This is a genomic window from Escherichia sp. 94.0001 (assembly GCF_013369155.2).
Lineage (GTDB): Bacteria > Pseudomonadota > Gammaproteobacteria > Enterobacterales > Enterobacteriaceae > Escherichia > Escherichia coli_F.
In genome coordinates this window covers 1-11,894 of record NZ_JABWMS020000004.1, presented here as the reverse complement: position 1 = coordinate 11,894, position 11,894 = coordinate 1, and the positions used below count along the sequence as shown (strand labels likewise).

Here is an 11,894-nt window from a genome sequence, read left to right as displayed (position 1 = left end):
TGTTAACAAATAAAGGAGACGTTATGCTGGGTTTAAAACAAGTTCATCATATTGCGATTATTGCGACGGATTATGCGGTGAGCAAAGCTTTCTACTGCGATATTCTCGGTTTCACGCTGCAAAGCGAAGTCTATCGCGAAGCGCGCGATTCGTGGAAAGGGGATTTGGCGCTTAATGGGCAATATGTGATTGAGCTTTTCTCATTTCCGTTCCCGCCGGAGCGCCCCAGCCGACCGGAAGCTTGCGGCCTGCGTCATCTGGCTTTTAGCGTTGATGATATCGATGCGGCAGTGGCGCATCTTGAAAGCCATAACGTGAAATGTGAAGCCATACGTGTCGACCCGTATACGCAAAAACGCTTCACGTTCTTTAACGATCCTGACGGGCTGCCGCTGGAACTGTATGAGCAGTAAGGCTTGTCATCGCCACATTTGCCCGGTAACGTGCCGGGCATTGCTACTGTAAAATCGCACCATCATGACACTCACGCTCAATAGACAACTTCTCATCTCACGCCAGATTCTGGTGGCCTTTAGCGGCGGGCTTGACTCCACCGTTCTGCTGCATCAGTTGGTGCAGTGGCGGACGGAAAATCCGGGCGTCACCCTGCGCGCTATTCATGTGCATCACGGTTTAAGTGCCAACGCTGATGCTTGGGTGAAACATTGTGAAAATATCTGCCAGCAGTGGCAGGTGCCGCTGGTGGTTGAGCGTGTGCAACTTGCGCAAGAGGGGCTAGGTATTGAGGCTCAGGCGCGGCAGGCACGTTATCAGGCATTTGCTCGTACCCTGTTACCTGGTGAAGTGCTGGTTACAGCGCAACATCTCGACGATCAATGTGAAACGTTTCTGCTGGCGTTAAAACGTGGTAGCGGCCCTGCAGGGCTTTCGGCTATGGCGGAAGTCTCGGAGTTTGCCGGAACGCGGCTGATCCGCCCGTTGCTCGCCCGCACACGGGGAGAACTGGAGCAGTGGGCGTTGGCGCATGGTTTACGTTGGATTGAAGACGAAAGTAATCAGGACGACTCATACGATCGTAACTTCCTGCGCCTGCGCGTAGTGCCGTTATTGCAGCAGCGTTGGCCGCATTTTGCCGAAGCAACGGCCCGCAGCGCTGCACTTTGTGCTGAGCAAGAGAGCCTGCTGGATGAACTGCTGGCAGATGATTTAGCACACTGTCAAACGCCGCAGGGGACGCTGCAGATTGCGCCAATGCTGGCGATGAGTGATGCCCGTCGCGCGGCGATTATCCGCCGCTGGCTGGCAGGGCAGAATGCACCGATGCCTTCCCGCGACGCGTTGGTGAGGATCTGGCAGGAAGTGGCGCTGGCGCGAGAAGATGCTTCCCCCTGTTTACGTTTGGGTGCGTTTGAAATCCGCCGCTATCAGTCGCAACTGTGGTGGATTAAATCCGTCACTGGGCAAAGCGAAACCATTGTGCCGTGGCAGACGTGGCTACAACCGCTGGAATTACCGGCGGCGCTGGGAAGTGTACAACTTACTGCGGGAGGCGATATTCGCCCTCCGCGTGCAGACGAAGCGGTCAGCGTGCGTTTCAAAGCGCCAGGATTGCTGCATATTGTCGGGCGCAATGGTGGGCGTAAGTTAAAGAAAATCTGGCAGGAACTGGGCGTACCGCCGTGGTTGCGTGACACCACGCCACTGCTGTTTTATGGCGAAACGCTGATTGCAGCGGCAGAGGTATTTGTGACGCAAGAAGGTGTGGCTGAAGGTGAGAATGGCGTAAGTTTTGTCTGGCGGCGAAACGCTTAGTTAAGTGAAAGCCGGATAAGACGCATCAAACGTCGCATCCGGCGAAAGTCAATCAGGACTCGCTCACCACCACCGTACCGATTTCCGGGTGGCTAAAGCTGGTAATTTTATCCAGACGTAGCTCGCGGGTTTCGCCAGCAGCTTCGACGACCAGATATTCCACATTTTTGCGGGAGACTAAATCGCTGGCCTTCGCCTGCAATTTTTCGCCATCTTTCAGCTCAAGTGTCAGCATTAAATGATGCTGGCAGGCGAGCTCAAGATTATCGTAATCATCACAATTGATTGGTTGATACGTATCATTCATTGACATAATCGCTCACCAGTAAGTTTGCCGCAGCGTATGCTGCTTTTTCCCTGACAGCCTCAGAAAGGGCATCGTCGGCAGCCATTTCATTCAGCACTTTCAAAACGCAGCCCAGCGCGTCCGGAACGTATCCTAAGTCTCCGCTGGCGATTTCCGCGTACCGCTTGCGTATTAACTCACAATATTTTTCCACATGCCCTCCTGTCAGCACTCTGACTTAACCGTGGATGCAAGTCTAAGCCTACGAAGATAAACTCTGTTTCGCAAGGTGACTATACCACACTCATTTCTGCAATATCAGCGTCGCAACTGCACGTATTCCGTTACAATGGCCTCCTGATTCGAAAGGAGTTTTCTTATGGCGCTTAAAGCGACAATTTATAAAGCGACGGTTAATGTGGCCGATCTCGACCGCAACCAGTTTCTCGATGCCTCTCTGACGCTGGCGCGCCACCCTTCAGAAACCCAGGAGCGCATGATGCTGCGCCTGCTGGCGTGGCTGAAATATGCTGATGAACGTCTGCAATTTACCCGAGGTTTGTGTGCCGATGATGAGCCGGAAGCGTGGCTGCGTAATGATCATCTGGGCATTGATTTGTGGATTGAACTGGGATTGCCGGATGAGCGGCGGATTAAGAAAGCCTGCACCCAGGCCGCAGAAGTGGCGCTGTTTGCCTATAATAGTCGGGCGGCGCAAATCTGGTGGCAGCAAAATCAGAGTAAATGTGCGCAGTTTGCCAATCTTTCCGTCTGGTATCTGGACGACGAGCAACTGGCAAAAGTGAGCGCCTTTGCCGATCGTACCATGACGCTGCAGGCAACGATTCAGGATGGCGTGATCTGGTTATCGGATGACAAGAATAATCTGGAAGTGAACTTAACCGTCTGGCAACAACCTTCATGATTGTGATTTCCCGACATGTTGCTATCCCCGATGGCGAGTTTGAGATCACTGCTATTCGTGCACAGGGCGCGGGCGGACAGCATGTTAATAAGACCTCAACGGCTATTCATCTGCGTTTTGACATTCGAGCGTCCAGCCTGCCAGAGTATTACAAAGAGCGTCTGCTAGCCGCCAGCCATCATTTGATCAGCAGTGATGGAGTAATTGTCATCAAGGCACAGGAATATCGCAGCCAGGAACTGAACCGCGAAGCGGCGCTGGCTCGGCTGGTGGCAGTGATTAAAGAATTAACAACAGAACAAAAAGCCCGACGACCGACACGACCTACCCGCGCATCAAAAGAGCGCAGGCTGGTATCGAAAGCACAAAAATCAAGCGTGAAGGCGTTGCGCGGCAAAGTGCGCGGCGGTCGGGAATAAAAAGAAGGAATGGATGGTGAAAAAAGCGATAGTGACAGCGATGGCTGTAATCAGCCTCTTTACTCTGATGGGATGTAATAATCGAGCCGAAGTCGATACGCTTTCTCCGGCGCAGGCCGCTGAACTGAAGCCGATGCCACAAAGCTGGCGCGGCGTACTGCCGTGTGCTGATTGCGAAGGTATCGAAACCTCACTGTTCCTCGAAAAAGACGGAACATGGGTGATGAATGAACGTTATCTGGGCGCGCGTGAAGAGCCTTCCTCTTTCGCCTCCTACGGTACATGGGCGCGAACCGCTGACAAACTGGTATTAACCGACAGTAAAGGTGAAAAGTCATATTATCGGGCGAAAGGAGATGCGTTGGAGATGCTCGATCGTGAAGGCAATCCGATCGAATCGCAGTTCAACTATACACTGGAACCGGCAAAGTCCAGCCTGCCAGTGACGCCGATGACTCTACGCGGCATGTATTTTTATATGGCTGATGCGGCAACCTTTACTGATTGTGCGACCGGAAAACGTTTCATGGTAGCGAATAATGCAGAGCTGGAGCGTAGCTACCTGGCTGCGCGCGGTAACAGTGAAAAACCGGTGTTACTGTCAGTAGAAGGTCACTTTACGCTTGAGACTAATCCGGATAACGGTGCGCCAACCAAAGTATTAGCGCCCGATACGGCAGGTAAATTTTACCCAAACCAGGATTGCAGTAGTTTGGGGCAGTAATTGAATGCCGGAGCATTCTCCGGCTTTTATCACCGAGTCAGACCAACAAAGCGACTCGCTTTAATATAAATCCCTGGCTTCAAGTGCCCGACATACTCTAACTGCGTTTCTGGCTTAAACGCAGAGACATCGCCAGTACGCATATGCATCAGATCGGCAGGGCTAATCCAGCCAGACTGTGCCAGCGTAAGCGGATGTCCGGCTTTGGCAAATGCATCAGTGACAAATTCCGAACAAAACCACGACTGTTTGTCTCCTTCGCTCACACTGCTTAACTGCGCTTTCGCCAGGCCGCTGACGCACTGTTGGCGAAAATCCTCGGAGAACGGATTCAGTGAGCACATCTGGCGAGTCACCATAAATGGAATAAATTCGACAATGCCGCGATAGTTATAATCGCTATCTTTGATTTTATTGGCAAACGCGGTAATTTCTGTGGCTTGTTGCGGGGTAAGGTCCGGGACTCGTAAGACGAAAAGCTTATCACTATGCTTCATCGCTTTTTTAAGGGAAACAATCTGGACGCCATCTCCTGTCGCTTCTGCAACGTTATTATCTCCCAAAAAGATTGCAACGTGGCTCACAGAGGAAGTGCTGAAGACGCGGATACCAAATGAGGTTACCCCAAGGCTTGAGGAGAACAGTAAATCGCCGGGTTTGAGATCAGGTTCTGTTATTTCTTTTATTGATTGTTCGGTGAAAGAGCTTTGATGCTGGAATTTGACTGCCCATGTTTTTGCCTCGGCATCTACCGCTGTGGCTGATGAGTCTGGCTGGCTGATGTCAACGGTACAGGCCGAAAGTGAAAGAAAGCAGGAGAGAAGCAGGCAGCAGTGCGCCTTTTGTTTATCCATTTTATACAATCCATGTAAAAAAGGGCCCTGAAATTCAGGACCCTTTCTGGCATCAGCCTTTAATCTGTTTCACCAGATAATCGACGATGTCACCGGTCTTAATTAACTGTTTCTCACCGTTACGACGGTATTTGTATTCGATATCGTCGTTGTCGAGGTTACGGTCGCCCAACACGATAGTGTGCGGAATACCGATCAGTTCCATATCAGCAAACATCACGCCCGGACGTTCTTTGCGGTCATCCAGCAGCACTTCGATACCCTGTGCGCGCAGTTCGCTATACAGTTTCTCAGCCAACTCCTGTACGCGGAAGGATTTGTGCATGTTCATCGGCAGAATCGCCACCTGGAAAGGTGCGATAGCGTCAGGCCATACGATGCCGCGTTCGTCGTAGTTCTGCTCAATTGCCGCAGCTACTACGCGCGTTACGCCGATACCGTAGCAACCCATAGTCAGGATCTGATTACGGCCATCTTCACCCTGAACGGAGGCTTTAAGTGCTTCGGAGTACTTAGTACCCAGCTGGAAGATGTGACCGACTTCGATACCACGTTTGATCAGCAGCGTACCCTGTCCATCCGGGCTTGGATCGCCAGCCACTACGTTACGGATATCCGCAACTTCCGGGGTTGCGACATCGCGATCCCAGTTGATACCGAAGTAGTGTTTGCCATCGATGTTAGCACCAGCAGCAAAATCACTCATCGCCGCAACAGTACGGTCAATTACTACCGGAATCGGCATGTTTACCGGCCCCAGTGAACCCGGACCGGCTTTAACCACGGCACGAATTTCTTCTTCAGTCGCGAAAGTCAGCGGGCTTGCAACCTGCGGCAGTTTCTCAGCTTTAACTTCGTTCAGCTCGTGGTCACCGCGAACCAGCAGCGCAACCAGCGGGAAGCTACTGCCTTCAACGGCTTTAACCAGCAGAGTCTTAACCGTTTTTTCAATCGGCAGATTGAATTGTTCTACCAGTTCAGCGATGGTTTTCGCGTTCGGCGTATCAACCAGCGTCATTTCCTGGGTAGCAGCAGCGCGCGGTTCTTTCGGCGCGATAGCTTCTGCCAGCTCAATGTTCGCTGCATAGTCAGAGGTGTCGGAGAAGACCACATCGTCTTCACCGCTCTGCGCCAGCACCTGGAATTCGTGAGAGGCGCTGCCGCCGATAGAACCGGTATCGGCCTGTACGGCGCGGAAATCCAGCCCCATGCGGCTGAAGATTTTGCTGTAGGCCGCATACATTGCATCGTAGGTTTCCTGCAGGGATTCCTGAGAGGTATGGAAAGAGTAAGCATCTTTCATCAGGAATTCGCGGGAACGCATGACGCCGAAACGCGGGCGCACTTCATCACGGAACTTGGTCTGGATCTGATAGAAGTTCAGCGGCAGCTGTTTGTAAGAGCTCAGCTCGTTACGAATCAGGTCTGTAATCACTTCTTCATGAGTTGGGCCGAGTACGAACGGACGGTCACCACGGTCAGCAATACGCAGCAATTCCGGGCCATACTGTTCCCAACGACCACTCTCTTGCCACAGTTCAGATGGCTGAACCACCGGCATTAACACCTCGATCGCACCGGCGTTGTTCATCTCTTCACGCACGATGTTTTCGACTTTTTTCAGAACGCGCACGCCGGTCGGCAGCCAGGTGTATAACCCGGAGGCCAGCTTGCGGATCATCCCGGCGCGTAACATCAGCTGATGGCTGATCACCTCGGCGTCGGCAGGTGTCTCCTTGAGAGTGGAGAGCAGGTATTGGCTAGTACGCATGTTGTTACGGTTCCAGTTGGAAGGTAGAACAGGCTCAAGGCGAGCCTGGGACAAAAAAAGTGATTTAGTTTACCAGTGCAAAAGAAATGTCAAAAGAGAAGGGCGTGAATTTAACGCGGTTCCAGCGCAAAGACTTCAAAACCTGTGTCGGTAACGCGCCAGCGAACGTTAAAATCATGCAGCCAGACGGCATAGGTTTTGCCCGTTTCCTCACCTTTACGATAGGCTGGGCGCGGGTCCTGCGCCAGTACTTCGCGGATAAACAGCGTTAACTGCGGATAACGCTTCTCCAGTGTCAAAAGTTGCTTTTCGACCTCTGTGGTAAAACTCACCGCCATCTCTGCCGCTGGTGCACTTTGCGCATAGCTGGCGCTGGCATCGGGAAGCGATTCGGCAAAGGGGAGATACGGTTTGATATCCACCACTGGCGTCCCATCGACCAGATCCAGACTGCCAAGCTTCAGAATCACGCTATCTTTATGGCAAACAACCTCTTTCAGTTCTACCAGCGACATACCAATCGGATTAGGACGGAAAGTAGAGCGTGTGGCGAAAACACCCATTCTGGCGTTACCGCCGAGGCGCGGTGGACGCACAGTCGGACGCCAGCCGCCTTCCATTGTTTGATGAAAGACAAAAAGGATCCATAAATGGCTAAACGCTTCCAGGCCGCGAACGGCGTCGGCCTGGTTGTAGGGAGCAATGAGATGCAGTTCACCGTTGGCGCTTTTTACCAGACCTGGCTGGCGCGGAACGGCGAATTTTTCTTTATAGGGCGAGCGAATAACGCCTATTTGCTCGAACTGGAAACTGCTCATTTCGCCGTAATGTTAAGCGCAGAACCGATACATACAGCCTGACGATAGCAGCCTGGCGTACCGCTGGTGACTTCGCAGCTATGCAGTAATACCGCATTGGCCTTCATTTTCGAGGCGTTGATTTGCATCCGCTTACGTGCGGTTGGAATGCTCGGCGGAGAGTCCTGATTGGAGGCCTGGCAAGAATCGCCACTGACTTCACCGAGATCGCGGAACGGTTTGCCGACTAATTCTTCTGCATTGGTATAAATTCGGACCGGCGTGGCGCGCGGCGCTTTCGGTTTTGCAGGCTCCGCTTTCGGCTGGGGTGCAGTGCTTTGAACGGGTTCGACAGGGGATCTGCTTAACATGGAACAGCCGCTTAGCATGAGTGCTACTAAACAGATCGGTAAAGCACGCATAGTATTTCCTCAATGTATGATCAAAACGTCAATATTGAATCAGGAGCTTGTAAAAATGACAAGACGGGCAAGCGCCCGTCCTGAATGATATTACAAATTGTGGAAACAGCCTAAAAATTACCAGCCTTTAACAGCGCCACCGTTAAACACTTTGTTTGCTGCTTCGTAAACTTCGTCAGACTGATAAGCCTGGACGAATTTCTTCACGTTCTCAGCGTCTTTGTTATCTTCACGGGTCACGATCAGGTTTACGTACGGAGACTCTTTATCTTCGACAAAGATACCGTCTTTCGCCGGAGTCAGGCCAATCTGGCTGGCATAGGTGGTGTTGATAACCGCCAGAGCGATTTGCGCATCGTCCAGAGAGCGCGGCAGCTGCGGTGCTTCCAGCTCAACAATTTTCAGGTTTTTTGGGTTCTCAACAACATCAAGAACTGTTGGCAACAGGCCAACGCCATCTTTCAGTTTGATCAAGCCCACTTTTTGCAGCAGCAGCAGTGAACGACCAAGGTTAGTCGGGTCGTTTGGCACGGCAACCTGCGAACCATCTTGCAGTTCATCCAGCGATTTGATTTTCTTGGAGTAACCGGCAATCGGATACACAAACGTGTTGCCTACTGCGACCAGTTTGTAGCCACGATCTTTCAGTTGCTGATCAAGGTACGGTTTATGCTGGAAGGCGTTGGCGTCGATATCGCCTTTGCTCAATGCTTCGTTTGGCAGAACATAGTCGTTGAAGGTGACCAGCTCAACGTCCAGGCCATATTTGTCTTTCGCGACTTTCTGCGCGACTTCTGCAACCTGCTGTTCGGCACCAACAATCACGCCGACTTTAATGTGGTTTGGATCTTTTTCATCCTGACCGCAGCCTACCAGTGCCAGTGATCCAATCAGGGCTCCCACTGCCGCAAAGGTTTTGAATTTGAACGCCATACCTTATTCCTTCTTCAATTATTTATGTTGTGTTGAACGTTACTTGCGAGTGACAGCCCGGACGATGCGGTCGCCTGCGAACTGAATTAAATAAACCAGAATGACCAGCAATACCAGTACCGTATTCATCACCGTCGCGTTGTAGCCGATGTAGCCATACTGATAGCCAATCTGACCTAAACCACCGGCACCGACTGCGCCACCCATTGCGGAATAACCAACCAGGGTAATCAGGGTGATAGTTGCCGCATTCACCAGACCTGGCAACGCCTCCGGTAACAGCACTTTGCGCACGATCTGCATCGGCGTAGCACCCATTGCGCGGGAAGCTTCAATTAACCCGGTTGGGATCTCCAGCAGAGCGTTCTCGACCATACGGGCAATAAACGGTGCTGCACCAACTGTCAGCGGAACAATCGCTGCTTGCAAACCAATCGATGTACCGACAATAACGCGAGTAAACGGAATCATCCATACCAGCAAGATAATGAACGGGATGGATCGGAAAATGTTCACAATCGCAGAAACGGTACGATACAGCTTCGCGTTAGCAATAATTTGCCCCGGACGCGTGACATAAAGCAGAACGCCAACCGGCAGACCAATCACAAAGCCAAAAAAACCGGATACGAAGGTCATTGCCAGCGTTTCCCATACGCCACGAACCAGCAGCCACATCATCGGCTCAGACATAACCCAGTACCTCTACTTTTACATGGTGTTCCTGCAGCCAGGCAATGGCGGCTTGCGTATCTTGTTGTGTGCCGTGCATTTCAGTCAGCATGATGCCGAACTTAACGCCACCGGCGTAATCCATCTGCGCGCTAATAATGTTGTTGTTGACGTTGAAACGACGCGCGGTTTCAGAAAGCAGCGGGGCATCGACCGATTGACCGGTAAACTCCAGACGCAGCATCGGCACGCAGTCAGCGAATGGTTCCGCTTGCAGACGTTCCTGATAATCTTCCGGGATATCCAGATGCAGGGTCGACTGAATAAACTTCTGCGCTAGCGGCGTTTTCGGATGCGAGAACACTTCACTTACCGTGTCCTGCTCGATCAACTCGCCATTACTGATCACCGCCACGCAATCACAAATGCGCTTCACAACGTCCATTTCGTGGGTGATCAACAGAATCGTCAAACCCAGACGACGATTGATGTCTTTCAGCAGTTCGAGAATAGAACGTGTTGTTGCCGGGTCCAGCGCGCTGGTGGCCTCATCACACAGCAATACTTTGGGATTGCTGGCTAACGCACGGGCAATCGCCACACGTTGTTTCTGCCCACCGGAAAGGTTAGACGGGTAACTATCATGCTTATCGCCAAGACCAACCAATGACAGTAATTCTGTCACGCGACGTTTAATCTCGTCTTTCGGCGTGTTGTCCAGCTCCAGCGGCAGTGCCACGTTGCCAAAAACAGTGCGCGAAGAGAGCAGGTTAAAATGCTGGAAAATCATACCAATCTGGCGGCGAGCTTTGGTCAACTCGGATTCTGACAGCGTGGTCAGTTCCTGACCATCGACCAGCACGCTACCCTCGGTTGGGCGCTCCAGCAGGTTTACACAACGGATAAGCGTACTTTTACCCGCGCCTGAGGCACCGATAACGCCATAAATTTGTCCAGCTGGCACATGCAGGCTGACGTTGTTCAACGCCTGGATGGTGCGGGTGCCCTGGTGGAACACTTTGGTGATATTCGAAAGTTTTATCATTGATTATTTATTATCGTCATTAAGTTAGTCGTGGCATTTCGAATGCCTGAAACGGTCAAAGCCGTCAATGAAATGGATGTTAAGGCATCCAGACGTCTAAATCAATCAGGTTTATGCGAAGAGCACTTTCTTGCAGGTCGAAACATGCGATACTAGCGTCACATGCCTTATTAAGGAGCTATAAAAGGTGGCGAAGAGCGTACCCGCAATTTTTCTTGACCGTGATGGCACCATTAATGTCGATCACGGTTATGTCCATGAGATCGACAATTTTGAATTTATCGACGGTGTTATTGACGCCATGCGCGAGCTAAAAAAAATGGGCTTTGCGTTGGTGGTAGTAACCAACCAGTCTGGCATTGCTCGCGGTAAATTTACTGAAGCACAGTTTGAAACGCTGACCGAGTGGATGGACTGGTCGCTGGCGGACCGCGATGTCGATCTGGATGGTATCTATTATTGCCCGCATCATCCGCAGGGTAGTGTTGAAGAGTTTCGCCAGGTCTGCGATTGCCGCAAACCACATCCGGGGATGCTTTTGTCAGCACGCGATTATTTACATATTGATATGGCTGCTTCTTATATGGTGGGCGATAAATTAGAAGATATGCAGGCTGCGGCTGCGGCGAACGTGGGAACAAAAGTGCTGGTGCGTACGGGAAAACCTATTACGCCTGAAGCAGAAAACGCGGCGGATTGGGTGTTAAATAGCCTGGCAGACCTGCCGCAAGCGATAAAAAAGCAGCAAAAACCGGTGTAATGATTAAAAGATGAGCGGTTGAAATAAAAATGCATTTTTCCGCTTGTCTTCCTGAAACGACTCCCTATAATGCGCCTCCATCGACACGGCGGATGTGAATCACTTCACACAAACAGCCGGTTCGGTTGAAGAGAAAAATCCTGAAATTCAGGGTTGACTCTGAAAGAGGAAAGCGTAATATACGCCACCTCGCGACAGTGAGCTGAAAGCCGCGTCGCAACTGCTCTTTAACAATTTATCAGACAATCTGTGTGGGCACTCGAAGATACGGATTCTTAACGTCGCAAGACGAAAAATGAATACCAAGTCTCAAGAGTGAACACGTAATTCATTACGAAGTTTAATTCTTTGAGCATCAAACTTTTAAATTGAAGAGTTTGATCATGGCTCAGATTGAACGCTGGCGGCAGGCCTAACACATGCAAGTCGAACGGTAACAGGAATCAGCTTGCTGATTTGCTGACGAGTGGCGGACGGGTGAGTAATGTCTGGGAAACTGCCTGATGGAGGGGG

At 51.3% G+C, this 11,894-nt stretch carries 15 protein-coding genes and 1 rRNA gene; 7 read left to right on the top strand and 9 right to left on the bottom strand.

Features of this window, described 5'->3' with window-relative positions:
- Positions 1-23: 23 nt before the first annotated feature.
- On the top strand, positions 24-413 hold the full coding sequence (locus HEN33_RS03145) for a VOC family protein (protein WP_000901098.1): 390 nt from the start codon (positions 24-26) through the stop codon (positions 411-413).
- A 64-nt stretch (positions 414-477) separates the two neighbouring features.
- Positions 478-1,773: a tRNA lysidine(34) synthetase TilS gene (gene tilS / locus HEN33_RS03140; RefSeq protein ID WP_000176508.1), complete on the top strand. Its 1,296-nt coding sequence runs from the start codon at positions 478-480 to the stop codon at positions 1,771-1,773.
- A gap of 52 nt (positions 1,774-1,825) precedes the next feature.
- Here the strand turns inward: tilS and rof are convergent, their stop codons facing one another.
- Both rof and HEN33_RS03130 read right to left on the bottom strand, forming a co-directional pair.
- Complete coding sequence (rof, locus tag HEN33_RS03135; protein ID WP_000062312.1) at positions 1,826-2,086, bottom strand: Rho-binding antiterminator; 261 nt, start codon at positions 2,084-2,086, stop codon at positions 1,826-1,828.
- Complete coding sequence (locus tag HEN33_RS03130) at positions 2,073-2,273, bottom strand: YaeP family protein (protein ID WP_000417058.1); 201 nt, start codon at positions 2,271-2,273, stop codon at positions 2,073-2,075. Before HEN33_RS03130 ends, rof begins: the two co-directional genes overlap by 14 nt.
- Before the next feature lie 165 nt (positions 2,274-2,438).
- Here HEN33_RS03130 and HEN33_RS03125 point away from each other — a divergent pair, with 165 nt between their 5' ends.
- Genes HEN33_RS03125 through nlpE form a run of 3 tightly spaced genes read left to right on the top strand, consistent with a single transcriptional unit; the run spans position 2,439 to position 4,127 of the window.
- On the top strand, positions 2,439-2,984 hold the full coding sequence (locus HEN33_RS03125; protein ID WP_001185283.1) for a YaeQ family protein: 546 nt from the start codon (positions 2,439-2,441) through the stop codon (positions 2,982-2,984).
- Positions 2,981-3,403, top strand: coding sequence for an alternative ribosome rescue aminoacyl-tRNA hydrolase ArfB (gene arfB / locus HEN33_RS03120; RefSeq protein WP_000635529.1), 423 nt, complete (start codon positions 2,981-2,983; stop codon positions 3,401-3,403). Before HEN33_RS03125 ends, arfB begins: the two co-directional genes overlap by 4 nt.
- A 13-nt stretch (positions 3,404-3,416) precedes the next feature.
- The gene (nlpE, locus tag HEN33_RS03115; protein ID WP_046076735.1) at positions 3,417-4,127 is read left to right on the top strand and encodes an envelope stress response activation lipoprotein NlpE; all 711 of its coding nucleotides are present in this window, start codon (positions 3,417-3,419) and stop codon (positions 4,125-4,127) included.
- A 29-nt stretch (positions 4,128-4,156) separates the two neighbouring features.
- On the opposite strand, the gene HEN33_RS03110 is transcribed toward nlpE, so the two are convergent.
- From HEN33_RS03110 to metN, 7 genes are all read right to left on the bottom strand, one after another.
- The gene (locus tag HEN33_RS03110; RefSeq protein ID WP_176263082.1) at positions 4,157-4,981 is read right to left on the bottom strand and encodes a YaeF family permuted papain-like enzyme; all 825 of its coding nucleotides are present in this window, start codon (positions 4,979-4,981) and stop codon (positions 4,157-4,159) included.
- Positions 4,982-5,033: 52 nt separating this feature from the next.
- Positions 5,034-6,752, bottom strand: coding sequence for a proline--tRNA ligase (proS, locus tag HEN33_RS03105; RefSeq protein WP_001260696.1), 1,719 nt, complete (start codon positions 6,750-6,752; stop codon positions 5,034-5,036).
- A 110-nt stretch (positions 6,753-6,862) separates the two neighbouring features.
- Positions 6,863-7,570 carry a tRNA (N6-threonylcarbamoyladenosine(37)-N6)-methyltransferase TrmO gene (gene tsaA / locus HEN33_RS03100; RefSeq protein ID WP_176263081.1) on the bottom strand — a complete coding sequence of 236 codons (708 nt, stop codon included), beginning with the start codon at positions 7,568-7,570 and terminating at the stop codon, positions 6,863-6,865.
- Positions 7,567-7,971: an Rcs stress response system protein RcsF gene (rcsF, locus tag HEN33_RS03095; protein ID WP_001202329.1), complete on the bottom strand. Its 405-nt coding sequence runs from the start codon at positions 7,969-7,971 to the stop codon at positions 7,567-7,569. The genes tsaA and rcsF overlap by 4 nt, the downstream gene beginning before the upstream one ends.
- A gap of 117 nt (positions 7,972-8,088) precedes the next feature.
- Positions 8,089-8,904, bottom strand: a complete 816-nt coding sequence (metQ, locus tag HEN33_RS03090) for a methionine ABC transporter substrate-binding lipoprotein MetQ (RefSeq protein ID WP_000874226.1) — start codon at positions 8,902-8,904, stop codon at positions 8,089-8,091.
- A gap of 39 nt (positions 8,905-8,943) precedes the next feature.
- Positions 8,944-9,597, bottom strand: coding sequence for a methionine ABC transporter permease MetI (locus HEN33_RS03085; protein WP_001294600.1), 654 nt, complete (start codon positions 9,595-9,597; stop codon positions 8,944-8,946).
- Complete coding sequence (metN, locus tag HEN33_RS03080) at positions 9,590-10,621, bottom strand: methionine ABC transporter ATP-binding protein MetN (protein ID WP_000593991.1); 1,032 nt, start codon at positions 10,619-10,621, stop codon at positions 9,590-9,592. The genes HEN33_RS03085 and metN overlap by 8 nt, the downstream gene beginning before the upstream one ends.
- A 187-nt stretch (positions 10,622-10,808) precedes the next feature.
- Between metN and gmhB the strand changes: the two genes are divergently transcribed.
- Together gmhB and HEN33_RS03070 are read left to right on the top strand one after the other, a co-directional pair.
- On the top strand, positions 10,809-11,381 hold the full coding sequence (gene gmhB, locus HEN33_RS03075; RefSeq protein WP_001140176.1) for a D-glycero-beta-D-manno-heptose 1,7-bisphosphate 7-phosphatase: 573 nt from the start codon (positions 10,809-10,811) through the stop codon (positions 11,379-11,381).
- 365 nt (positions 11,382-11,746) lie between these two features.
- Positions 11,747-11,894 (top strand): 16S ribosomal RNA (locus tag HEN33_RS03070); the annotation flags it as partial.

Coding starts and splice junctions, on each gene's coding strand:
- arfB (WP_000635529.1), top strand. CDS start 2,981: ATGATTGTGATTTCCCGACATGTTGCTATCCCCGATGGCGAGTTTGAG.
- tilS (WP_000176508.1), top strand. CDS start 478: ATGACACTCACGCTCAATAGACAACTTCTCATCTCACGCCAGATTCTG.
- tsaA (WP_176263081.1), bottom strand. CDS start 7,570: ATGAGCAGTTTCCAGTTCGAGCAAATAGGCGTTATTCGCTCGCCCTAT.
- HEN33_RS03110 (WP_176263082.1), bottom strand. CDS start 4,981: ATGGATAAACAAAAGGCGCACTGCTGCCTGCTTCTCTCCTGCTTTCTT.
- HEN33_RS03145 (WP_000901098.1), top strand. CDS start 24: ATGCTGGGTTTAAAACAAGTTCATCATATTGCGATTATTGCGACGGAT.
- rof (WP_000062312.1), bottom strand. CDS start 2,086: ATGTCAATGAATGATACGTATCAACCAATCAATTGTGATGATTACGAT.
- proS (WP_001260696.1), bottom strand. CDS start 6,752: ATGCGTACTAGCCAATACCTGCTCTCCACTCTCAAGGAGACACCTGCC.
- metQ (WP_000874226.1), bottom strand. CDS start 8,904: ATGGCGTTCAAATTCAAAACCTTTGCGGCAGTGGGAGCCCTGATTGGA.
- metN (WP_000593991.1), bottom strand. CDS start 10,621: ATGATAAAACTTTCGAATATCACCAAAGTGTTCCACCAGGGCACCCGC.
- HEN33_RS03085 (WP_001294600.1), bottom strand. CDS start 9,597: ATGTCTGAGCCGATGATGTGGCTGCTGGTTCGTGGCGTATGGGAAACG.
- nlpE (WP_046076735.1), top strand. CDS start 3,417: ATGGTGAAAAAAGCGATAGTGACAGCGATGGCTGTAATCAGCCTCTTT.
- rcsF (WP_001202329.1), bottom strand. CDS start 7,971: ATGCGTGCTTTACCGATCTGTTTAGTAGCACTCATGCTAAGCGGCTGT.
- HEN33_RS03125 (WP_001185283.1), top strand. CDS start 2,439: ATGGCGCTTAAAGCGACAATTTATAAAGCGACGGTTAATGTGGCCGAT.